Source organism: Paenibacillus sp. GD4 (assembly GCF_030846225.1).
GTDB classification, from domain to species: Bacteria; Bacillota; Bacilli; order Paenibacillales; family NBRC-103111; genus Paenibacillus_G; species Paenibacillus_G silviterrae.
The window spans coordinates 4,346,837-4,369,528 of sequence record NZ_JAVCYK010000001.1 but is presented as its reverse complement, the minus strand read 5'-3'; the positions used below and the strand labels follow the sequence as shown (position 1 = coordinate 4,369,528).

The following is a 22,692-nucleotide window of genomic DNA, read 5'->3' as shown; positions in this document are numbered from 1 at the left end:
CGGAGGGCAAAAGATGTATCCGCACTCGCACATGTTCCACAGGACTCTTATAGCAGCAGGCGGCTCTCCTCCCAACTATTCCGCCGCTTGAACCGGCTGCTTCACGGCAGCTTTCGCGCTTCGGCGCATCCCCAAAGCCGCTTCGAGCAGAACACCGGTCCCGAGCGCCGTACACTCGAGCGGCTTCTCCGCGATCATGACCGGCACGCCGGTCTCCTTGCGAATGCGCTCGTCAATTCCCTCCAGCAGGGCGCCTCCCCCGCATAGCAAAATGCCCTGCTCCACCATATCGCCGGCCAGCTCCGGAGGGCACTGATCAAGCGTGGCGCGAATAGCCTCAACGAGAGAGGCTAGATAATCGTCGATTACAGAGAAGATTTCTTTCGAGCTGATACGCAGCGATCGAGGCAGCCCGGCCACCAGATCGCGGCCCCGGATCTCAATGGAGCGCTCCTCAGAGGAGAGCGTAGCCGAACCGACCTGCATTTTAATCGTCTCCGCCGTCCGTTCTCCGATCTGCATATTATACTTTCGTTTCACGTAATCCATAATGTCTCTGTCAATGGACATGCCTGCCCGCGGAATGGTGTGGCTGGCGACAATGCCTCCTAGCGAGATAATGGCCACCTGGCTTGTTCCGCCGCCGATATCGACAACCAAATGTCCGACCGGCTCGTCGATCGGCAGCTGCGCTCCAAGTGCTGCGGCCAGCGGCTCCTCTACGGCAACCGGCTTGTGCATTCCCTTTTGCATCAGAGTCTCCTCTACGGCTCTACGCTGCACATTCGTGATGCCGCAGGGCACCGATATATAAACTTTGGAGCTGCGCCGAAACAGGCCTCGCCCCTGAAGCTTTTGCACAAAGTGCTTCAGCATGCTGCTCGCCAAATCAAAATTGGCGATCACCCCATTCATCAAAGGGTAAGCGATTTCCACATGGTTCGGAGCTCGTCCGATCATCGCTTGCGCAGACGCGCCTACGGCCAATATTTCCTGAGTGTCCTGACGATAGGCGACAACGGACGGCTCGTGCAGCACGATGCCTTTGTCCCTCTCATAAATAACGGTGTTACAGGTACCCAAATCAATTCCATAAATCGTTTCCCAACGCTTCAACACGCTTCGGATTCCTCCCTTGCTCCCTTTTTCCTACTGCCTAAAGCGGTACTGGGTATCCTATACTATTCTGTCGATACCCCGGTTTTAAGGGGAGAAGGTAAGAAATGGCTGTTATTACCGCTGTCCGCGGTCGAAGGGCTCGTCCGGTTTTTCGGGAGAAGATTCGCGAAAGCTATCGATAAATTGCTGCGCGCTTCTCGACAAATACCGATCCTTGAGCCATAAAATACCTACCTCGGACTTCATTTCGACATCCTCAATCTCCAGAATGCGCACGACGTCCATAGGAAACGAGGACATGACCGACTTTGGAAAAACGGTTGCGCCAATTCCGCCGGCTATAAGGGAAATAATGATAGCTACGCTTGAGCATTCGCAGACGATCGTCGGCTCAAAGCCATGACGCCGGCACTCGTTGACCACCTGCTCATGCATTCGCGTCGTTTTGTCGGTCTTTAATGTGAGAAAGGGGAACCGGGCAATTTCCTTCATCGGAATTGCAGACACTTCGGCATATTCCTTCCACCCGCTGGGGATAACTACCACTAGCGGATCCGAGGGCAGCGGCAGGACGCCGTATTGACTTGAGGCCGACAGCGCCTCGAAAGGCAGCCTGGCCACCACCAGCTCGATGCTGCGCTTGTCCAAGAGCTCGCCGAGAAAGAAGTGATCGCCCTCCACGATTTTGTACCGTACCTGCGGATACCGCTCCCTGAACCGTTGAATGCGCTCCGGCAGTAAGGAAATGCAGGATACGACCGAGCCGATGGACAGCATCCCCTGTACGCTCTCCTCCCGCTCCTTCACCTCGCGAATCGTCTCGTCGAATTGCAGCAGCAGCGTTTCAGCCTTGACACGCAGAAGCTCGCCCGCATCGGTCAGCTTCAGACGCTTGCCGTCGCGGTCGAACAAGCGAACGCCAAGCTCCTCCTCCATGAGCTTCAGCTGCCTGCTAAGGGGAGGCTGCTCCATATTCAACAGCTTCGCGGCGCGGGTAATTTGCCCCTCCTGGGCGATGGTCAAAAAATATTTTAACTGGCGAAAATCCATCCGGCTTGCCCCCATTCCCTTCCATACCTAAAAGGTATGATCAACACATCAAATAGATATTTTTAATATACCCCAAGAAGTGATAGCATTCAATTCATAGACTATTTTACTATAAGGAGAGACGGTCCCTATGGCACAAGCTGCACCTATCCAAATTCAGCGCACGCTTCACAAGAAAGAGAAGCCTAACGAGAATCAGCTGGGCTTCGGTATTTATTACACGGATCACATGTTCATCCTTGATTACTCTACGGAACGCGGCTGGCACGATGCCCGCATCGTTCCTTACCAGCCGATTACGCTGGATCCCGCCGCGAAGGTATTCCACTACGGACAAACGATTTTTGAAGGATTGAAAGCTTATAGAACGGAAGACGGCCGCATCCTGCTGTTCCGTCCGGAGCAGAACTTTCAGCGCTTGAACCGTTCGAATGAGCGTTTGAGCATTCCTCACCTGGATGAAAGCCTGGCTCTTGAAGCCCTGAAACAGCTGGTGCTTGTCGATCAGGACTGGGTTCCCTCCGCACCCGGAACATCGCTTTATATTCGGCCTTACATTATCGCAACCCAACCTGCGCTCGGCGTCGCTCCATCCACTCACTACAAATTCATGATCATCATGTCGCCTGTAGGAGCTTATTACGCAGAAGGCCTCAACCCGGTCAAAATCTATGTGGAATCCGACTATGTCCGCGCCGTGAAGGGCGGTGTCGGAGAAGCCAAAACGGCCGGCAACTATGCGGCAGGCCTGAAAGCACAAGAAGGCGCTACGGAGAAGGGCTACTCTCAGGTGCTCTGGCTCGACGGAGTCCATCGCAAGTATATTGAGGAAGTCGGCAGTATGAACGTGTTCTTCAAAATCAACGGTGTTGTGCATACTCCTGCCTTGAACGGCAGTATTCTTAACGGAATCACCCGCAAATCCATCATTCAGCTGCTGAAGCATTGGAACATCCCGGTGGAGGAGCGTACCATCTCCATTGAGGAAATCTATGAAGCAGGCCGGAACGGCAGCCTTGAGGAAGCCTTCGGTACGGGTACCGCGGCCGTTATCTCTCCGATCGGCGAGCTGAACTGGCGCGACGACAAGCTGACGATCCGCGACGGGCAGACCGGCGAGCTGTCCGGCAAGCTGTACGACACACTGACAGGCATTCAGAAAGGCTCCACGCCGGATCCGTTCGGCTGGACCGTTGAAGTCAAAGAAGCGCTGGTATAACAATAAAGGCAGGCAATGACGTGAAATCCCGCGTCTATGCCTGCCTTTATTGTTAGCCCTTCGCCGCCAAAGCGTCACGATCCACCGTACCCGGCGTTTTTTCCATCCAACCGTTATCGATCAGCAGCTTCGCCCCATCCTCCGCATACGTTAAGATTTCGGTCATCAGACGTGTGTAAGCCGCAACTACATCTCTTCGCATGGCCACTGAAATGGCCGTTCCATAATTCAGCACTCCCGCCGCATTCAGACCGGTGATATGAAAAAGCATCAATTTTTCGGAGAACGGAGGCTCCGTGGAATCCAGCACATCGGAATCCCAGGTCATAGGGGCCGGAAGATCGTCGTCCTTCAAGTAGGATGAAAAGACCTCCAACTGCTTTTGAGCCAAATCCTTTCCTCGTAGGAAATAATGCTTTACCTCAGCGGATTGCGCCGTTTGGGCAAAGCCGGTTATGAGTGCCTTGCCTAGAGCGTTGGTCTGAATATCTGAATAGAAATGGCTGATTTCCAATGCATTGAGCGGTCGCTTGTCACCGAAAAATCCGTTCAAGAAGCTTTCCTTCTGTACATATTCCGCACTTTCCGGCGTCGGGAGGTAGGGGGAGCGAATATACAATCCCTTGGAAAGCAGAATACCGGCTGCCTTATTATATAGCTCCGTGACGGAGGCTAAGCATTCGGAGAAATACGCCCTGACATCGGTCCGGGCCGAAACGGCCAAAGCCATTCCATACAGGGAAAGTCCTTGCTTGGCCACGTTTCGAAGGTACACCAGCATAAAGGTATCGGAAAAGAGTCGACGTGCTCCTACATTAACGTCCTTGTCCGTGAAACCATGAGGTATAGGAAACCGCTCATTTTCAAATATCGTTGTAATCGTCTGCAAATGCTGCTCCGACAAGTGCAACGCGTATTGAACCGCCTGCCGAATCTCCTCGTCCTCCACTAGCTTCATGAAATAGCTGAGAACGCACCGAGACATGCTGTCCCCCATATATCCGCTCCACAGCTGTGCGATTTCCGATGAAGTCAAGCGAATGTTATGCTCCGTTTGTGCCATAAAACTCCCTCCATGGCCTATACTTTTCTTTTATAGTTACCACTCGTGGTGATACTATCCATTATTTTGCTGCTCGCAGCATAACATGGCCTGGCAGGTCTACATATTTGGGGTTTTAGGCGGTCAAGCTAGAGTGAACGAATATCTGCGGAAGGAGCGTGCATGCATGAGTAGCATCACCCTAGGCAGCATCACGATTGATGTTCAGGACGAACGGCTTTATAATGCCGATTATTATACGATTCATTGCGAGCAAGCCCGGCAGTCCGACCATTGGCTTCAGTCGATTCAAGAGAGGCTGGAGGATCCGGAGAGAATCATCATCGAAGGAAAAGGTGCAGACACGAAGGTCTACTCCCGGCAGCCTGACGCCATCTTGAAAATGGCAAAAGCGATGAACGAGCACATGGGCATTAAGGTTACTGAGGAAGAGTTTACCCGAGTTCGCGATCTATTGATTCACAAGCAAAGCGAGTCATAAAACAAGCCGTCCCGGTGTGTTCCGAGGCGGCTTGTTTGCAGCGGCTTTATTCGTCTTCTTTAAATATAGGGTCCACGATAAGGGCAAAAGTAAATTCCTTCTCGTCCAAACGGTACTGCGGCAGCAGCTCCGGTCCGCAGGAATTCGAGCCGACTCCGCCCATCTTGTAATCGAGATGAACGACGGTCTCTTTGCGTTTGCGCAGCTTGTAATCATGCGAAGCTGCTGTTAAATCCTCAGGGGTATAATGTGCCGCGTTAAATGAAAACTCGCCGCCTGCCGGCACGGAGAACCGAAGACCCATTCCGAGCTCATTTGAAACGATAGCCCATTCGGTGCCGTAACGAGAGCCGTTCTCCTGCGGCATAATGTAATTCTCGAACATCTCATCGACCGAAAGCAAGTATTTGCCCTTGCGTGAGCTCTGACGCTTATCGATATAGCTCTCGTGCGGACCGTAGCCGAAATATTCAACCTCCTCCGCTCCCTTAGGCATGATCAGCTGCAGACCAAAGCGGGGAAGATGCACCAGCCCTTCTCTTATCTTCATACGAGCTTCCAGCGCAATGCGCCCCGTCCCGTCAATACTCCACTTGGCTTCACCATGCATCAAAGGATATCGAATATATCCGCCGAGCGAGAAGCTTACCGTAATTTCTACCAAGCTGTCGGACGTTTGAGTCCAGCTGCAGCTGTATACTTTCATTTCAGCCCGGTCGTAGCCTTCCTTTACCCACTGATTTTTGACGTTGCGGTCGTTATCCGTCGGAGCCCGCCAAATCGCAAACTTCGCGGGAGCCTGCAGCATTTCGACGTCATGCTTAGAAATGCTGATGAAGGTGCCGTCGTACAGATCAAATGCATGACGGAAATCAAAGCCCTCCACTCGAAGCACATGTCCATGCTGCGACGTGCTGATCGGTGATTCTCCTTCCGTGACGACTTCTTGAGGTTGGACTGCACCTGCGAAAGGCAGCTCAAACTGCTCAAAGGTAACCTCATGTCCGACGCCTGCCCAAGCGGTTTCCTCCAGCGTACGGAATGTAATCGTTACGAAGTACCGTCCCTTTTCCTCTAATGTCGTATATGGAATTACAATGCTCTCCTTTTGCTGAGGCGCAGTAGTCAGCGGCTTCAGCTGTCCCTGCTGCACTACCTCACCGTCTTTTTCCAGCTTCCAGCTTCCTGTAAGGTGCGACAGATCGATGAAATCGTACAGATTCGTCACTACGAATTTGCCGGTTAGTAGATCCACGGCTTCCACGCGTACCGGGGCAATGACCTTTTTGAGCTCCAGAAGTCCGACATGCGGCTTCCGGTCCGGAGTGACCAGCCCGTCGATACAGAAATTGCCGTCATTCGGTTTATCGCCGAAATCACCGCCGTAGGCGAAGAACGGCGTTCCGTCAGCCGTTTCGGTGTTGATTCCGTGATCAATCCACTCCCAGACGCAGCCGCCCATCAGCTTCGGATATTGGTAGATCACATCCCAATAATCCTTCAAATCTCCGGGGCCGTTGCCCATGGCATGGCTGTATTCGCAGAGGAAGAGCGGTTTTGTATTGGCATCGTTCTTAGCGTACTCTTCAATGTATTGGACGGATGAATACATCCGGCTTTCCATGTCGAGACTTTCCAGATTCGTATTTCCTTTATAGTGCGGGGCCGCTCCTTCATAATGGACCGGTCGGGACGGATCTCTGCGCCGCGTCCACTCGGCCATCGCAATATGATTCACGTCGTAGCCCGATTCATTACCCATGGACCAGATGATCACGCATGGATGATTCTTGTCACGCTCCACCATGCGTTCGGCACGTTCCACGAACGCCGCTTCCCAAGCCGTGTTGGCGGAGAGCTTATGGAAGGCGCCTTCCGCCCAGTGCTCGGCACTCCCCATGCCATGAGCCTCCAGATCCGCCTCGTCAATCACATAGAAGCCGATCTCATTACAAAGCTCCAGAAAGCGCGGATCATTCGGGTAGTGCGAGGTCCGAATCGTGTTCACATTGTGCTGCTTCATTAGGTGTAAATCCTTCAGCATGTGATTGACCGGGATCGTTTGCCCAAGCTCCGGATGGGAATCGTGGCGATTGACGCCCTTCAGTTTAATCGGCTGTCCATTGATCCGGAACACACCGTCTTTGATATCGACCTTTCGAATGCCTACCGGGAAAGCGAGCACTTCTTCCCCGCTATAGAGGTACAATTGATACAAGTAGGGCCGCTCCGCATTCCAGAGCACCGGGTTCGCAAGCTTGAAGCGGAGGGCTCCGCTTCCGTGAATCGAAGCAACGCTTTCGCCGACGAGCCGCCCCTCAGCATCCCTTAGCTCAGCTCGGACCTCCGTAAGCCCCGTCGTCTCCATTTCAGCGGTCAAAGTTGCCTCAAGAAAATCATCGGAGAGCTCCACTTTGTTGAAGGTGTCCCTGATGTGCACGGTATCCCGCGCGAGGAGATAGACATCCCGAAAAATCCCCGAGAACCTCCACAAATCCTGATCCTCCATGTAAGTCCCGTCGCACCACTTCAGCACCATCACGGCAATACGGTTGCGGCCGCTGCGAAGATAGGGGGTCAGCTGGAACTCTGCAGGCACGCGGCTGCCCTGACTATAGCCTACATAGGCTCCGTTCACCCAAAGGTAAAAGCAGGAGTTTACTCCTTCGAACACGATGTACTTGTCCTTGTGATCCCAGCGGCTGGACACGTGAAAATCTCTTACATACAGCCCGGCCGGATTGGCATCGGGAACGAAAGGAGGGTCGCACGGAATCGGATAGTTGACATTTGTATAATGCAGCTGGTCATACCCGTTCGTTTGCCAACAGGAAGGAACGATGAGATCATCCCATTCACTCACATCGGCATGCTCCTCGAAAAAGCCATCCTCTACTTGCTTCACGCTGGAATGGTACTGAAATTTCCAGCTGCCGTTCAACGTTCGGTAAAAGGGCGATCTTCCGCGCTTCCTGGCATTCGCATGAACGGCATCGCCATAGGGAATATAATGTGCCCTCGGCTGTTCCCGATGGACCTGAAGGACACTTGGATCCTCCCAATGCTTCGTTACAGAAATCATAGCTATGATCAGCTCCCGAGTATGGATTGGTATGAGTATATTTTGATTATAGCTTCTCTTGTTTTCAAAGGATATCAAATAATATTATGCTTGATATGACAATATTCATATGATCCGGGACACCCTCCTCATCGCTCTTTACGACCACAAGCTCCTTTCATCGGGAGGGAAAACTGCGTCTGCCGATGCAGAAAGAAAAAGACCGCCGCAGCGGTCCTTTCCCATTCCTATTCCATAACCTCTTGCAGATTCTTAAATTGTCCTGTGAACATCCGGTGATAAGTGCCCTCTTCCTTCATCAGCGCCTCGTGACTGCCTCTTTCGACGATATTTCCGCGGTCGATGACCATGATCGTGTCCGCGTCCCGTATCGTGTTGAGGCGATGCGCTATGATGAAGCTGGTTCGACCCTGCATGATGTTCAGCAGGGCATCCTGAATGTGGAGCTCGGTTCGCGTATCGATGCTGCTCGTCGCTTCATCCAGAATCAATATCGACGGCTTCGCCAGAATCACCCTTGCGATTGCAAGCAGCTGCCGCTGCCCCTGACTTAGATTGCCGCCGTTCTCAGACAACAGGGTGTCGTATTGATTAGGCAGCCGCCGGATGAAAGCATCGGCATTCGCCGCCGCTGCCGCCTCCAGCATCTCCTCATCCGTAGCATCCGGCTTGCCGTACTTGATGTTATCCCGGATCGTCCCGGAGAAGAGATAGGTGTCCTGCAGCACAATACCGAAGCATCGGCGTAAGCTGTCACGTGTGTATTCTTTAATATCCCTGCCGTCTATGAGAATGCGTCCTCCCGTAACATCGTAGAAACGGGTCAACAGATTCACTATAGTCGTTTTCCCCGCGCCCGTCGGGCCAACCAATGCGGTGCTGCTGCCTTCCTCGGAAATAAAGCTGACCTCCTTCAGAATCGGCACATCCGCGCGGTAGCCGAAGCTGACGTCCTCGAAGGTGACCCGGCCTTTCACATCGCGGAGCTCTACGGCACCCGGCGGATCCGCAGGCTCCTCTTTCTCATCGAGCACCTCGAACACGCGTTCCGCACCGGCTACGCCTGATTGAAGAATATTAAAGGTGTTCGCCAATTCGTTAAGCGGCCTGACGAACTGCCGGGAATAGCTTAGAAAGCTTGCGATGACGCCTACCGTAATATGTCCCTTCAAGGCGAGCACGGCCCCGACGATGGCTACCGCTGCGAACCCGATGTTATTAATTACACTTAAGAGCGGCATCAAAAACCCGGACCAAATCTGTGCTTTTAAGCCGACCTCATAAAGCCGTTTGTTAACGTCATCGAACTCCCCAATGGCCTTCTCCTCTTGATTAAACGCCTTGACCACCTCAATCCCGGAGATCGTCTCTTCGATATGCCCGTTCAGTCGTCCGAGCTGCGCCGATTGCTCCTTGAACATGACGCCAGTTTTCCGCGTAATGGTACGTGCCAGTAAATAAACCAGCGGTACCGTGATCAGTGTAGCGAGTGTCAATATCGGACTTAAGACCAGCATCATGATAAGCGATCCTGTGATAGCAATGGAGCCTGACATCAGCTGAACCGTGGTTTGGGATATCGTATTGCTTACATTATCAATGTCGTTCGACAGGCGGCTCATGAGCTCCCCATGCTTACGGCTATCGAAAAAGGCCAAAGGCAGCTTCTGCAGCTTGGCAAACAAGCTCTGGCGCAAGCTTTTGACTACACGCTGCGACACTCCGGCCATAAACCAGCCTTGAAGAAACGAGAGCAACGCATCGGAGACATAGGCTACCGTGAGAATAAGAATCATCGTTTCCAGCAGCCCGAAATCAACCCTGCCATCCGCCGCTGTCATGGCATCGATCGATACCCCGATGAGATAGGGACCCAGCAGCGTTAGGCAGGCGCTCGCGGCGATAAACATGAATATGATCGACAGCCGCTTGCGCTCCTGTCCTAGGTAGGACCAGAGCCTCTTTAGCGTAGCGGTAAACTGCTTGGGCTTCGCAACGGGACCGCGGGCGCGCGGACCGCCGAAGCCGCCTCCCGGCATGCCCGGCCGCTGGGCGAAGGGTACGTCCGGCGGAGGCGACTGGTCTTTGGCGGAATCACCAGGTTTAGACATCGGAGGTCACCTCTTTTCCGATTTGGGATTGGAAGATTTCCTGATACACCTTGCAGCTTTGCATTAACTCCCGATGCTTGCCGACACCAACGATCGAGCCTTCATCCAGTACGATGATTTTGTCGGCATCCATAACGGAAGTAATCCGCTGGGCAATGAGCAAGCAGGTTACATCCCGGGCGTATCTGCGCAGCGCTTCCTTGATCTTCGCTTCGGTCGCCACGTCGACGGCGCTGGTGCAATCATCCAGGATCAGGATATCCGGCTTACGTACCAAAGCGCGTGCGATGGAAAGACGCTGCTTCTGTCCGCCGGAGAAATTAACCCCCCGCTGGCCCAGAACCGTCTCATAGCCTTCCGGGAACGAGGTGACAAAGGAATGAGCCTCGGCCATTCGGGACGCCTGCTCGATCTCCTCCATGGTTGCATCCTCCTTGCCCCAGCGTATATTCTCGGCGACCGTTCCCGTGAAGAGCACCGATTTTTGCGGGACGATGGCAATGGTCTCTCGAAGCTTTTTCGGATCCAGCTCCTTCACATCCACCCCGCCGACCTTGACCTTTCCCGATAATGTGTCGTAAAACCTTGGAATCAAGCTGACGAGCGTGCTTTTACCGGAGCCTGTAGAGCCGATAATACCGACCGTTTCGCCCTTAAGGCATTGAAAGCTGATATTTCTCAGCACAGGCTCGCCCGAAACACCCTCGTAGGAGAAGGTCACGCGGTCGAATTCAATGGTGCCCCGCCGGCTGCCCTCTTTCGCCAATTGGGCATGCTCGTTCCATGTCATAGTATTATCGTGCATGAACACCTCGCCGATTCGTTCTGCGGACGCTCTGGCGCGAACGAACATATTGAATACCATGGAGATCACCATGAGGGCAAACAAAATCTGCGTCATGTAGTTGACGAACGCAATGATCGTTCCAACCTGAAGCTGCTCGCGGTCGACATACAAGCTGCCTAACCATAGTACGGCGATAATTCCGAAGTTGACGGACAGCATGATTGCAGGATTGAAAATAGCCATGGCCCGCATCACTTGAATCGACCGTCCCTGGTATTCGTTGTTCACCTCTTGGAACCGATCGACCTCATGATCGAACCGATTGAATGCCTTCACTACACGTACGCCCGACAAGTATTCCCGCATCACTCCATTCACGCGGTCCAGCGCCTGCTGCACCCTGACGAAGCGGGGATATCCCACCTTCATATTCAGAGCAATCAGCAAGCCTACTACAGGGACAACCACAAGCAGTATAATCGAAAGCTGAGGATCAAGTCTTACTGCCATAATCAAGCTGCCGATGCACAGCAAAGGCGCCTTGACGAAAATTCGCATCAGGCCGTTAAAAAAGTTTTGCACCTGCGATACGTCATTCGTTAGCCTGGTAATGAGCGAGGCCCGTTCGAAATGGTCTATGTTCCGAAATGAAAGCGTTTGTATTTTTTTGAACAAATCACTTCTCAGCTCCATACCGAAGCTCTGCGACACCCGGCTGGCAAAAATGTTGCGCATCGACGCCGCCACGGCGCCAACCGCTGTTATCAGGAACATAAACCCGCCTGTCCGCAGCACATAGTCCATTCGCCCCTCAGCTACCCCCACATCGATGATTTTGGCCATCATTGCAGGCATCAGCAAGTCCGCTGCCGCTTCCATACTAAGGAACAACAAGGCGAAGCAAAACATCTTCCAATGCTTTTTCATATACTTCAATAAAAATCGCAAAAGCCACTCCTCCCATGCTGACAGGTTTCCTTCTTATTCCTTAACCATACTCCTATCCTTTCAAAATGTCACCATTATCTTAGGAAAAATTCAGTTCAACCGCTCCATTTGGAATGCACGCTTAAGTTTCGTATAATTTGATTAAGATGAGGAGAGAGGGATGAGGATGCAGCTTAAATGGCTCGAATGGGCAAAGCAAATTCAAGCGATCAGTCAAACGGGTCTTGCCTACTCCAAGGATATGTATGATTTGGAGCGATTCCAAATGCTCCGGGATTTGAGTGCCGAAATCCTTCACGAATATACGGAAGTGGAGACGGAGAAGATCCGGAACCTCTTCGCGTTCGAGGAAGGCTATGCTACCCCAAAGGTGGATATCCGCGCCGTTGTTTTTCAGGAAGGGAAGCTGCTTCTCGTCCGTGAGAAGCTGGACGGAGCTTGGGCACTGCCCGGGGGCTGGGCGGACATCGGACTTTCCCCCAAGGAGGTCGCGGTCAAGGAGGTTCGGGAGGAAGCCGGGCTGGAAGTAGCGGCCACAAGGCTGCTGGCTGTGCTTGATAAAAAGTTTCACGACCATCCGCCCGCGCCTTCCCATGTATACAAAATGTTTATTTCGTGTCAAATTGTCGGCGGTGAAGCCAAAGAAGGGATGGAGACACTTCAGGTCGGGTTCTTCGCCGAAGACGAGCTTCCTGAGCTGTCATTGGAACGCAATACTTTGGCTCAAGTAAAACGCATGTTTGAATATGGGCGAAACCCCGATCTTGAAATTATGCTGGATTAATAACAGCAAGTGTTTACATATAGAGAGGATAGGATGAATAGATGAACAAGCTTAAGCTGGGATTAGTAGGTACAGGCAATATCGTCAAAAATGCGCACATGCCGGGATGGTCCTCCCACCCGGAAATCGAAATCGCTGCAGTATGCGATACCAACAAGCAGCTTGCCGAAGCGTTTGCTACCGAATTCGGGATCATGGCTGTATATTCGGACTATCGGGATCTGTTAAAGCGCGACGATATCGATGTCATCGGCATCGGAACACCCAACTTGTTCCACTCCGAGGTAGCGATAGCCGCACTTCAAGCAGGCAAGCATGTGTTCTGCGAGAAGCCTGACGCGATCAATCCGGAGGAAGCTGAGAAAATGGCGGCCGCTGCGAAGCAAAGCGGCAAGGTGCTCATGGTTATGCGCAACAACCGGTTCCGCGCCGTTTCCCGGTTCCTCAAAACGTACGCCGATAAGGGCCATATGGGCGAAATATATACCGGGCGCTGCGGCTGGATCCGCAGACGGGGCATTCCCGGCCGCGGGGGATGGTTTACGACCAAAGCATTATCCGGCGGCGGTCCGCTGATTGATCTTGGAGTCCATATGATCGATCTGGCGATCTGGATCATGGGCAATCCTAAACCGATAGCCGTCAGCGGCGCTGCTTATAACAAATTCGCAGGGGAGTCCGAAGAAGGAACCTTCGATGTGGAGGATCTGGCCTCCGGCTTCATTCGTTTCGATAACGGCGCTACCCTGCAGATCGAGTTCAGCTGGGCATCCAATATCGGGGAGGATCAGCGGTTTGTGGAGCTTAGGGGAACCAAGTCCGGATTCTCATTAATCGACGATCAAGTGAAACTATATACCGAGATTGAAGGGGTGCTCTGCAATGTTGAGCCGGTATTCCCTGCAAAGGATCCGAACGGGCATACGGTCAATATTCACCATTTTGTCGATGTCGTATTAGGTAAGGCAGAGCCGATCTTTACCCCGGATCAGGGTGTCGATATGATCAAAATATTGGACGCCATCTATGAATCCGCTAAGCAAGGCAAGGAAGTAACGCTCCATTAATAGAGAAACGCTCCATCCTATAGGTCGCGGATGGAGCGTTTCTTGATTATTTCAGCCGTTACGCTTGTACGGCTTGCCGATCAGCTGCATGGGATTCCTCCAAGAACCGCTCGCATTCAAGAGCAGCCATACAGCCGGTTCCCGCTGCCGTAATCGCCTGTCTGTACTTATGATCCTGTACGTCGCCGCAGGCGAAGACTCCCGGAATATTCGTTTCCGTGCTTCCCGGCTTCACGATGAGATAACCAAGCTCATCGGTCTCCAGCTGTCCGCCAAGAAACTTGGTATTCGGTGTATGACCGATAGCGACGAAGATGCCGTCCGTTTCCAGAAGCTCCTCTTGGCCGGTTTCATTATTTCGTACCTTCAAGGCGGTCACGCCGCGCTCCCCGGCTACCACTTCAAGCGGAGTGCGGTTCAAGCTCCATTTGATCTTTGTATTTTCACGAGCGCGCTCCTGCATAATTTTCGACGCCCGCAGCTCGTTCCGGCGGTTCACGATGACTACCTCGGATCCGAAGCGGCTTAAGAAATTCGCTTCCTCCATCGCGGAGTCTCCGCCCCCAACGACGATGATTCTCTTGTTACGGAAGAAGAAGCCGTCGCATGTCGCGCAGGTGCTTACCCCACGGCCGACGTTTTCCTTTTCTCCCGGAATGCCGAGGTATTTGGCGGATGCGCCCGTCGAAACGATCACCGATTCCGCTACGATCTCGCCTTGCCCCTCCACCTGCAGCTTGAACGGCCTTTGGGACAAGTCGACGGAGTTGACCCAACCCGTGCGGAATTCCGCTCCGAAACGCTCCGCCTGTTTGCGCATATTCGCCATCAGCTCCGGCCCCATAATGCCGTCAGGGAAGCCCGGGAAATTTTCTACCTCTGTTGTCGTCGTTAATTGTCCCCCTGGCTCAGGTCCTTCAATTACAAGCGGGCTTAATCCCGCTCTCGCCAAGTAAATCGCCGCTGTCAATCCACCGGGGCCGGTTCCGATAATGACTGTTTTCAACATATGAATTCCTCCTTTAAGCCACATCTCTATATAAAAAAATCATACCATCCATGCCAAGTTTCTGCATGAAGGTATGATGAAGAGCGTATGAAGGTTTCATGAAGATTCATCTGTAATTCGATATCCTACGCCGCGAACCGTTACGATATATTTCGGCGATCTAGGATCATCCGCCAGCTTCTGCCGCAAGCTCTTAATATGCACGTCGACGGAATTGCTTCCCCCGAAATAACCTTCTCCCCATACGCGTTCCAGCAGCTCTTGCCGGGAAAGAACGCCGCCGGAAGCCTGCAAAAGCACTTTCAGCAGATCAAACTCCGTTTTTGTCAGCTCCACCCGTTCGCTGCCGCGGGTCACAATCATCCGTTTCAGGTCAACGGCAATATCTTTGAAACGCAGCTCCTCCGTGTCTTTGGAGAACCGGAAGCTTTCACTTTGTGTCGAAAGCTCTTCGATCTTCGCCAGCGCTACATCTACCGGACATGGCCAAGGCAAGGCATCTCCCTTGAGCTCTTTTCCTCCCGCACCGTCAACAAGGATAAGCTGTGCTTGACTATTCCCTGCCAGAGCCGGGCTAATCTCTACGCTCCCTTTCGTTCGATCCACGATCAGCAAATCTCCCTGCAGCTTGGATAGGACCGGATCATGCTCACTGTGAAACAGAAGCACGTCATAGCAGCGTACCGTGAGTGCCAGGACCAAGGAGCGGAGAGTGGCAGGATACGGACTGATGATCACAATACGCTTGGTAGTATCGCAAAACGCACCCTCAACGGGGAGCTGCTCTTCTAGTTCTTCGTATGGCTGCATGCTGCACACACCCCCTTGAATAAAAAGTGCTCTCCCGTCATCCTATATCCGGTCTCCGCAGCGATGGCGGCAAGCCATTCCCGCGGCGCCTCCGTCAGCACCTCATCCACTCTTCCGCAGGAGGTGCACTGAATATGCTGATGATCCTCCATTCTGGCATCATACCTGCTGGCATCGCCGTCCAGCTTCAGCTCACGAACATATCCTTCTTCCGTGAGGAACCGTAAGGAATTATATACAGTCGCGTAGGCAACTTGGAAACCGCGGGTTTTTAAGCGCTCAATGATATCGGCGGCGGTCGGATGGTCGTGGGAATCTGAAATGATGTCCAGAATCATTTTACGCTGTGTAGTAAGAAGACCTTTGCGCGTCATACGGACTCCCCTTTCATTTATTTATACTTAGTTTAAATTTAACTCTAAATGAAGAGGAAGTCAACAGGGTCTTGGAACAAAAAAAGGATTCAGCAGCTCCCTGCACTACCGGCAAGAAACCAACTGAATCCTACGAAACAACCTAAATAATCAACTTGCGCTCGCCAGTAGCCGCTTGCACTCCTCCTCCAAATATCCGAAATCCTTCAAATCCCGTAAGCCTTGAAGGATAGTCATCTTATCATCGCCCGATAGCTCCAGCAGCTCGTCCAAATCAATCTTGGGATGCTTCTCCATAAAGACAAGCAAGCCTTTCGCTGCCCAGCTAAGCCGACTATCACGAAAATCGCCGACAATTTCACGGAATACCTTATGCGGCAAAATCCCCCGTTCTACAAGATTTTGGAGTGCCTGCGTCGTCTCCCTCGAGCTCATCCTGCCAAGGCTCGCAATTTCTTTCATATCGGGTATGGAAGCGGTGGCTTCCTGTATAAAGGTGCTTAGTACGATACAAACCATTTGCTCGTAAATGTCCAAGCCCGGTACCTGCATAATTTCGGAAACAGAAAATTGGCGTGTTCCGCCGGAATGCGCGATCGAATTCAAAGTCCCGGTCCCTCCCATTGGATCATGTTTTCCTTTCCATTGTAAGCGATTCATATGACCGAATTTTGTTCAAATCATGTTCATCTTTTTAAAAATATGAGACCATAGCAAAGGAAATCCATATTATTCCATAAATGACACAAAACCAAGAAACAAATGATTGCAATATTACAACATATTGCTATAATTAGTTGTGAAATCATTACTACAGGAAAAAGGCAAACTTATCGAAAGGTAAGGACGCAAAGCCTCAAGCCTAAAGAGCGACCTCTACGGCGGTTGGGTTGCCAAAGTAATCATATTCCTTTCGTGAATATGCTTGCCTTTTCATGCCCAGGCAAGCTTTTTGGCGTTTCCAGGCTTTGCTTACCAGCTGAGGTGATCCTAATAACATGAACGGTCTCATACACAAAATTTATGATTTCTTGAATCAACTTGGAGACGCTACCATGATCACCGACGTCCATGCCGTTGTCATTAAGGTGAACCCTGCATTTACCCGACTCTACGGCTGGGAGGAGCATGAGATCATTGGGCGAAGAATGCCCATGGTGCCCGAGCGGCATTGGGCCGATACGGAGCTTGTTCATCAATCCCTATTAACCAACGGACAGTTCAACGAGTACGAAACGGTGATGCAGGACAAGCGAGGAACCCTTTTTCCCGTCTCGGTCAATTTATCCGTGCTGCGAGACCCGCAAGGAAAAATCTCAGGCTTCATCTGTATTACCAAAGACTTAAGCGAGAGAGCCCGCATACCCCGAGATCTCGAATTAACAAGGGATGACCTTTGTCTCATGACGGAGCATATGACGGATAGCATACTGGTGCTCGATTTGCGAGGCAATTTCACGTACATCTCCCCAGCCTTAAGCCGAGCCATGGGGGTTTCTTCCGACCAGTCGATTCATGTAAAAGAAATCGTTGATCCCGATGAATATGGGCAAGTGATGGAATGCTATGAAAACATCCTCCGCGACAATAAGCCGCATTCCACCGAAATTCGCATGAAGCATGGCGAAGATTGGCTTGTTTATGATGCGAAGGGCTCGCCTATTCTGGAAGCAACGGGAGAAATCAAGTCCGTTATTTTCATATGCCGGGATATAACGGATCGCAAGAAAGCCGAGCTGGCTTTGCAGGAAGCGGAGGAAAAATATCGCAGCCTTGTGGAGGAGGCATTGGTAGGCGTTTATATGTATCAGGATGAGCGCTTCGTTTACATCAATCCCCGACTGGCCGAGATGTTCGGTTATTCGGTAGCCGAAATGAACCGAATCCATCCCTTGAGCTTATTTGCAGAAAAGTACCGGCCGCTTCTTAGAGAGCAATTGAATAATATAAGCGCCAAGCGCACCAAGGACCTGAATCTGCAAGCGGAAGGCGTCAAAAGGGACGGCTCCGCCATCTTCTTCGAAATGAGCGGGAAAGGAACTTTATATAACGGCAAACCTGCGGCCATAGGTACCGTGCTGGATATATCAGAGAGAAGGCGGGCCGAGAATGCCATACGGGAAAGCGATCGAAGATACCGGAAGCTTCTCGATCTGTCTCCCGAACCGATTCTCGTGCACAGCGGCGGCATCATCGTTTATGTGAACGAAGCGTGCCTCCGGCTGCTCCAAGCCAATCAGCGCTCCGATTTGATCGGTACGCATTTATTTCAATTTTTGCAAGATGAGGATACGCACAAGGCCATGCAACGGCTCGAAACCGCCTTAAGCCTAAAAAGCACTCCGGGTTACATGGAATATCGGCTTGTCTCGCTCGACGGTCAAGAAAGAGAAGTCGAATCTTCAAGTACGATGATCGATGTGGTGCTTGGCATTCCGGTCATTCAGACCGTGCTTAGGGATATTACCGAGCGTAAAAAAACAGAAGAGCTTATTCGCCGTTCAGATAAGCTGTCGGCACTCGGACAAATGGCCGCGGGCATTGCGCACGAAATTCGCAATCCGCTCACTTCTCTGAAGGGTTTCGTCCAGCTGCTTCGTTCCCAGTCCTCGGGGCATCCGGAATATTACGAGATCATGCTCTCCGAGCTGGACCGGATCAATGAAATTGTGACCGAGTTTATGAAAATCGCCAAGCCGCAAACGGCACATTTTGAAAAGAAAAACCTTGTGGAAACCTTGGAGCATATCGTTGCCCTTATGAATTCACAGGCTATTTTACATAATACCGAAATCATCATGTACTCGGAGGGTACGGTCCCTCTCATTTACTGTGATGAGAACCAGTTGAAGCAGGTCTTTATTAATATTTTGAAAAATGCCATTGAAGCCATGCCCCGCGGGGGAACTATCACGGTGTTCATTCGTCCTATTTCGGAAGGCGAAATTGATATTCAGATCACCGACCAGGGCGGCGGCATTCCGGAGTCCTTCTTGGCGAAGCTGGGGGACCCGTTCTTCACCACGAAGGAGTCAGGCACCGGTCTCGGGCTCATGGTGTGCTATCAAATCATCGAGGCGCATCATGGACACATCGATATCAGCAGTGAGCTGGGTCAAGGCACGACGGTCCGTATCCGTTTACCGATACAATAATAAAAAAAGGCTGTACCCGGGATGATGAAGTGACCCTCATCATCCACGGGACAGCCTCTTCTCTTTTTACTTACCCCTTTAATGCCCCTACCATAACACCTTTCACAAAATATTTTTGCACAAACGGATATACACACAGAATCGGTACCGTGGCTACCATAATGGTAGCGTATTTGATGGTTTCCCCGATCTGGAAGCGGTCGCCCGCATCCGCCCCCTGCGTCATATTGTCCGTAGAGTTGGCGATCAAAATTTCACGCAGCGTCAGCTGGAGAGGGAATAATTCCCGATCCTTGATGAAGATCGAGGCGTAGAACCAGCCGTTCCATTTTTCCACTGCGTAATAAAGGATCATCACGGCAATCACCGGCATGGACAACGGGATGATGATCTTGAAGAGGATCGTAAAATGATTCGCCCCGTCGATCTTGGCGGATTCCTCCAAGCTCTCGGGAACAGCCATAAAGGCCGTACGCATAATAATCAGGTTAAAGGTGCTGATGGCAAAAGGAATGATTGTCGACCACAGGGTGTCGAGCAGCCCTACATTCTTGACGATAAGATAGATCGGGATTAAGCCCCCATTAAAGAACATCGTGAAGACGATAATGAATATAAAGGCTTTGTTCCACATGACGTTTTTTCTGGATAACACGTATGCTCCTAACGCCGTCATCAGCAGGTTGATCGTTACCCCCGCCACGAGGATGAACAACGTGTTTCTGTAGCCGATGAGAATACCCGGATTCTTGAACACGCTCACATAAGCTTCCAGGCTAAAGCCAAGCGGCTTCAATAGCAAGCCCCGGTGAGTTACGAGCTGGGTGGCGTCACTGATCGACGCCAGGGCAACATACAGCAGAGGATAGAGAGTCACCAGCACCAGCAGGCCCAGCACACTATAGATAACCACATCAAATATACGATCAAACAGACCCTTATCCGTTGTCATAAGCCCCTCCTCCTCCTCACCATAAGCTGCTTTCGTTCACCTTGCGGCTGATATAGTTCGCAGAGATGAGCAAAATGAGATTGATGACGGAATTGAACAAACCTACCGCCGAGCTGTAGCTCCATCCGAACTCCAGAAGACCCTTACGGTAAACGAAGGAAGATATCACATCGGCCGTATCGTAAGTTACCGGGTTATAGAGCAGGATGATTTTCTCAAATCCGACATTCAGCAGGTTGCCCATGCGCAAAATAAACATGATGACGATGGTCGGCATAATGCCCGGCAGCGTGATATGCAGCATTTGCTTCCATCTGCTTGCGCCGTCCATACGGGCCGCTTCGTATTGCTCCTGATCGATACCCATGAGCGCGGCAATATAAATGATCGACTCCCAGCCGATTTTTTGCCAAATTTCAGATATGATGTAAATCGAACGGAACAGCTCCGGCTTCTGCAGCATCGCTTTCCCGTCATAGCCCAGATAGGTTAAGAACGTGTTGATAATTCCTTCGCTGTTCGTAAAGTCCTTAATCATCCCGCAAATGACTACCAGCGAGATGAAGTACGGCATATACGTAATCGTTTGAACCACACGTTTAAAGAGCTGGTGGCGAACCTCGTTAATAAGCATAGCAAGTATGATCGGGGCAGGAAATTCAAACAACAAGGAATACACGCTGATGACTACGGTATTCTTCAAAATGCGCCAGAAATAATAGCTGTTGAAGAAGTCCTTAAAATGCATAAGTCCTACCCAGTCGCTGCCGAGAATCCCCTTCATCGGCGTATAATCCTTAAAGGCAATGACGGCGCCGTACATGGGAGCGTAGTGGAATACAGCATAGTAGAGGAGCACCGGCACCATCATGAGATACAAGTATTTATTCAGCAAAAAGTCACGCGTCAATCGCCTGACAAAGGTCGGCTTGGATCCGGTCAGCTCCCGGGTCATTTCCAATTGTGCGGATTTGGCCATTCCACTCATCTCCTCCTTCCTCCTGACTGACTGGGAGGGCTTGCGCCCTCCTCCGTCATGCATTGGCATTAGCGTTTATTATAACGCTCCAATGCGGCCTTCTGAATTTCAATGGCACGGTCAATCTTCAGAGACTTAAGCTTCTCTACATACTTTTCAAACTGATCCAGCGGCTCTGTGCCGAGAATGATCTTCAGCGTCATTTCGTCGACCAGGGTGTTGACATCGGTCATGATTTTCGCATACTCGGAGCTTTCCTCCGGAGTTGGCGTTACCGGCGGCATCTGGTGCTTCGCTACGTCCGTTTTCCAAACCCCGATGGCTTCACGCTGATTCGGCAAAGCGAGATACTGCATAATGTAACGCTTATCTTGAACGAAAGGCCCGTTGTAGTTCGCGCGGATATGCATGGACATTGCTTGTGCAGGAGCCAGCTTATCCGGATTTTTCAGCAGAAGATCGGTATATTTCGGCTCGCCGTTCTCCAGCTTGTAGCTTACTCCTTCGGTACCGAAGTTAAAGAACATATGACCTTCCGGGCTATAGCCGTAATCAAGCAGCTTTACCGCCAGCTCGGCGTTCTTGGAGGTAGCCGTCACAGCCACCATACCGCCAGGGGAGAACGGCTGGTCTCTTTGTCCGAACTTCGGCGTATCCCCCTTCTTCAGCACCGGGTAAGGAGCGGCAGCAAGCAGACCCTTCGGATCCTTCGCTTCTACAAGCGGCTGCCATTTGCCGATCCCGCCGCCGGCATTGCCCACCGTTGCTCCGGTTGCACCGGATGCGATGTTCGCATCCCACGCCTTGATATCGACGGTGGCGATATTTTTATCGAGGAGCCCATCGGCATACCAGCTGCGGAATAACCCTAGGAACTCCTTGTACCCCTTCTCTTGAGGTCCGAATTTAATTTGTCCGTTCTCCAAATAGAAGCCTCGGGTAACGCCGTAGGCCCCCATGAAAGGCCCGTTATTGAAATCGTTAAACACGCGCGGCTTGCTGTTTACCGTAAACGGCGCCGCAGCCCCTTTCTTTTCCTTAAACGCCTTGAGCATGGCTGTCCACTCATCGATGGTCTGCGGCATCGGGATACCGAGCTCATCCAGCCAATCCTTCCGGACGATCGGTCCCTGGTACACCATCAATGACTCATCCCCCCGCAGGAACGGGAAGGCATAGTAGCTGCCGTTGTCCGTTTTGATCATTTTATCGATCTCCGGATGCTCCTTTAAGTACTTCTTCAGGTTCGGCGCATGCTTATCGATGAGGTCGTTCAGCTTCAGAATGTAACCGTCCTTTATCGCCTTCTCCGGCCCGCCCGGGAAATCGAGGAAGTTGAACTCGATCATATCCGGAAGCTCGCCCGAAGCCAGCATGACGTTCAAGGCTTCCTTAGCCTGATTGGCAGGCGGGGCAGTAAATTTCAGCGGTACTCCCGTTTTCTTCTGCCATTCTTGGAAGAACGGCGTATCCGCATGAGTTGACTTCACACCCGTCAGGTTCGTCGGAAGCTCCATCCAATACGTTAATGTTTTGTCTGTCTTAATGGGGTAAGTAGTGGGTCCCCCCTGCGGGGCCGGTGTATTCTTGTTGTCGGAGGAAGACTGTGGGGCTGGGCTGGAGCAAGCCATGACTGCCGTCCCCATCATCGTTGTTACCACTAGTGCGGAAACGATTTTCTTCGGTTTCTTCATTGGAAGAC

At 51.7% G+C, this 22,692-nt stretch carries 18 protein-coding genes and 1 riboswitch; of the genes, 5 read left to right on the top strand and 13 right to left on the bottom strand.

Annotated elements, in window-relative coordinates; all coding sequences use genetic code 11:
- Positions 1 to 75: 75 nt before the first annotated feature.
- Complete coding sequence (mreB, locus tag RAC89_RS20690) at positions 76 to 1,119, bottom strand: rod shape-determining protein (protein WP_306615575.1); 1,044 nt, start codon at positions 1,117 to 1,119, stop codon at positions 76 to 78.
- Between the two features lie 114 nt (positions 1,120 to 1,233).
- Positions 1,234 to 2,169 (bottom strand): LysR family transcriptional regulator, encoded by a 936-nt coding sequence (locus RAC89_RS20685; RefSeq protein WP_306615574.1) that lies wholly within the window; start codon positions 2,167 to 2,169, stop codon positions 1,234 to 1,236.
- 130 nt (positions 2,170 to 2,299) lie between these two features.
- Between RAC89_RS20685 and RAC89_RS20680 the strand changes: the two genes are divergently transcribed.
- Positions 2,300 to 3,388, top strand: coding sequence for a branched-chain amino acid aminotransferase (locus RAC89_RS20680; protein WP_284638591.1), 1,089 nt, complete (start codon positions 2,300 to 2,302; stop codon positions 3,386 to 3,388).
- A gap of 52 nt (positions 3,389 to 3,440) precedes the next feature.
- Here RAC89_RS20680 and RAC89_RS20675 read toward each other — a convergent pair whose 3' ends face one another.
- The gene (locus RAC89_RS20675; RefSeq protein ID WP_306615573.1) at positions 3,441 to 4,451 is read right to left on the bottom strand and encodes a DUF3231 family protein; all 1,011 of its coding nucleotides are present in this window, start codon (positions 4,449 to 4,451) and stop codon (positions 3,441 to 3,443) included.
- 166 nt (positions 4,452 to 4,617) lie between these two features.
- On the opposite strand from RAC89_RS20675, the gene RAC89_RS20670 reads away from it, so the two are divergent.
- Positions 4,618 to 4,932, top strand: coding sequence for a hypothetical protein (locus RAC89_RS20670; RefSeq protein ID WP_306615572.1), 315 nt, complete (start codon positions 4,618 to 4,620; stop codon positions 4,930 to 4,932).
- Positions 4,933 to 4,978: 46 nt separating this feature from the next.
- Here the strand turns inward: RAC89_RS20670 and RAC89_RS20665 are convergent, their stop codons facing one another.
- The 3 genes from RAC89_RS20665 to RAC89_RS20655 all read right to left on the bottom strand — a co-directional run bounded on the left by RAC89_RS20665 (position 4,979) and on the right by RAC89_RS20655 (position 11,860).
- A complete protein-coding gene (locus tag RAC89_RS20665) occupies positions 4,979 to 8,014 on the bottom strand; it encodes a glycoside hydrolase family 2 TIM barrel-domain containing protein (protein WP_306615571.1) in 3,036 nt (1,011 codons plus the stop codon).
- 227 nt (positions 8,015 to 8,241) lie between these two features.
- Positions 8,242 to 10,053, bottom strand: coding sequence for an ABC transporter ATP-binding protein (locus RAC89_RS20660; RefSeq protein ID WP_306616154.1), 1,812 nt, complete (start codon positions 10,051 to 10,053; stop codon positions 8,242 to 8,244).
- Between the two features lie 64 nt (positions 10,054 to 10,117).
- Entirely contained in the window at positions 10,118 to 11,860 is a 1,743-nt protein-coding gene (locus RAC89_RS20655; protein WP_306615570.1) for an ABC transporter ATP-binding protein, read from the bottom strand.
- 166 nt (positions 11,861 to 12,026) lie between these two features.
- Here RAC89_RS20655 and RAC89_RS20650 point away from each other — a divergent pair, with 166 nt between their 5' ends.
- Positions 12,027 to 12,644 (top strand): NUDIX hydrolase, encoded by a 618-nt coding sequence (locus RAC89_RS20650; protein ID WP_306615569.1) that lies wholly within the window; start codon positions 12,027 to 12,029, stop codon positions 12,642 to 12,644.
- Positions 12,645 to 12,685: 41 nt separating this feature from the next.
- Positions 12,686 to 13,711, top strand: coding sequence for a Gfo/Idh/MocA family protein (locus RAC89_RS20645; RefSeq protein ID WP_306615568.1), 1,026 nt, complete (start codon positions 12,686 to 12,688; stop codon positions 13,709 to 13,711).
- A 58-nt stretch (positions 13,712 to 13,769) separates the two neighbouring features.
- On the opposite strand, the gene trxB is transcribed toward RAC89_RS20645, so the two are convergent.
- From trxB to RAC89_RS20625, 4 genes are all read right to left on the bottom strand, one after another.
- Positions 13,770 to 14,720: a thioredoxin-disulfide reductase gene (gene trxB / locus RAC89_RS20640; protein WP_306615567.1), complete on the bottom strand. Its 951-nt coding sequence runs from the start codon at positions 14,718 to 14,720 to the stop codon at positions 13,770 to 13,772.
- A gap of 96 nt (positions 14,721 to 14,816) precedes the next feature.
- Entirely contained in the window at positions 14,817 to 15,530 is a 714-nt protein-coding gene (locus tag RAC89_RS20635; RefSeq protein ID WP_306615566.1) for a winged helix-turn-helix domain-containing protein, read from the bottom strand.
- A complete protein-coding gene (locus RAC89_RS20630) occupies positions 15,509 to 15,904 on the bottom strand; it encodes a Fur family transcriptional regulator (protein WP_306615565.1) in 396 nt (131 codons plus the stop codon). Before RAC89_RS20630 ends, RAC89_RS20635 begins: the two co-directional genes overlap by 22 nt.
- Before the next feature lie 150 nt (positions 15,905 to 16,054).
- Positions 16,055 to 16,510, bottom strand: a complete 456-nt coding sequence (locus RAC89_RS20625) for a hypothetical protein (protein WP_306615564.1) — start codon at positions 16,508 to 16,510, stop codon at positions 16,055 to 16,057.
- Positions 16,511 to 16,717: 207 nt separating this feature from the next.
- A riboswitch (cyclic di-GMP riboswitch) is annotated at positions 16,718 to 16,802 on the top strand.
- Between the two features lie 100 nt (positions 16,803 to 16,902).
- On the opposite strand from RAC89_RS20625, the gene RAC89_RS20620 reads away from it, so the two are divergent.
- Positions 16,903 to 19,059: a PAS domain-containing sensor histidine kinase gene (locus RAC89_RS20620; protein ID WP_306615563.1), complete on the top strand. Its 2,157-nt coding sequence runs from the start codon at positions 16,903 to 16,905 to the stop codon at positions 19,057 to 19,059.
- Positions 19,060 to 19,129: 70 nt separating this feature from the next.
- Here RAC89_RS20620 and RAC89_RS20615 read toward each other — a convergent pair whose 3' ends face one another.
- From RAC89_RS20615 to RAC89_RS20605, 3 genes are all read right to left on the bottom strand, one after another.
- The gene (locus RAC89_RS20615) at positions 19,130 to 20,011 is read right to left on the bottom strand and encodes a carbohydrate ABC transporter permease (RefSeq protein WP_306615562.1); all 882 of its coding nucleotides are present in this window, start codon (positions 20,009 to 20,011) and stop codon (positions 19,130 to 19,132) included.
- Between the two features lie 16 nt (positions 20,012 to 20,027).
- Positions 20,028 to 20,966, bottom strand: coding sequence for an ABC transporter permease (locus tag RAC89_RS20610; RefSeq protein WP_284644839.1), 939 nt, complete (start codon positions 20,964 to 20,966; stop codon positions 20,028 to 20,030).
- Between the two features lie 92 nt (positions 20,967 to 21,058).
- Positions 21,059 to 22,684 (bottom strand): extracellular solute-binding protein, encoded by a 1,626-nt coding sequence (locus RAC89_RS20605; RefSeq protein WP_306615561.1) that lies wholly within the window; start codon positions 22,682 to 22,684, stop codon positions 21,059 to 21,061.
- Positions 22,685 to 22,692: the final 8 nt, after the last annotated feature.

Bases quoted from the DNA above. Each gene is read 5' to 3' on its own strand.
- RAC89_RS20685 (WP_306615574.1), bottom strand. From the start codon at position 2,169: ATGGATTTTCGCCAGTTAAAATATTTTTTGACCATCGCCCAGGAGGGG.
- RAC89_RS20680 (WP_284638591.1), top strand. From the start codon at position 2,300: ATGGCACAAGCTGCACCTATCCAAATTCAGCGCACGCTTCACAAGAAA.
- RAC89_RS20675 (WP_306615573.1), bottom strand. From the start codon at position 4,451: ATGGCACAAACGGAGCATAACATTCGCTTGACTTCATCGGAAATCGCA.
- RAC89_RS20670 (WP_306615572.1), top strand. From the start codon at position 4,618: ATGAGTAGCATCACCCTAGGCAGCATCACGATTGATGTTCAGGACGAA.
- RAC89_RS20665 (WP_306615571.1), bottom strand. From the start codon at position 8,014: ATGATTTCTGTAACGAAGCATTGGGAGGATCCAAGTGTCCTTCAGGTC.
- RAC89_RS20660 (WP_306616154.1), bottom strand. From the start codon at position 10,053: ATGCCGGGAGGCGGCTTCGGCGGTCCGCGCGCCCGCGGTCCCGTTGCG.
- RAC89_RS20650 (WP_306615569.1), top strand. From the start codon at position 12,027: ATGCAGCTTAAATGGCTCGAATGGGCAAAGCAAATTCAAGCGATCAGT.
- RAC89_RS20645 (WP_306615568.1), top strand. From the start codon at position 12,686: ATGAACAAGCTTAAGCTGGGATTAGTAGGTACAGGCAATATCGTCAAA.
- trxB (WP_306615567.1), bottom strand. From the start codon at position 14,720: ATGTTGAAAACAGTCATTATCGGAACCGGCCCCGGTGGATTGACAGCG.
- RAC89_RS20635 (WP_306615566.1), bottom strand. From the start codon at position 15,530: ATGCAGCCATACGAAGAACTAGAAGAGCAGCTCCCCGTTGAGGGTGCG.
- RAC89_RS20630 (WP_306615565.1), bottom strand. From the start codon at position 15,904: ATGACGCGCAAAGGTCTTCTTACTACACAGCGTAAAATGATTCTGGAC.
- RAC89_RS20620 (WP_306615563.1), top strand. From the start codon at position 16,903: ATGAACGGTCTCATACACAAAATTTATGATTTCTTGAATCAACTTGGA.
- RAC89_RS20615 (WP_306615562.1), bottom strand. From the start codon at position 20,011: ATGACAACGGATAAGGGTCTGTTTGATCGTATATTTGATGTGGTTATC.
- RAC89_RS20610 (WP_284644839.1), bottom strand. From the start codon at position 20,966: ATGACCCGGGAGCTGACCGGATCCAAGCCGACCTTTGTCAGGCGATTG.
- RAC89_RS20605 (WP_306615561.1), bottom strand. From the start codon at position 22,684: ATGAAGAAACCGAAGAAAATCGTTTCCGCACTAGTGGTAACAACGATG.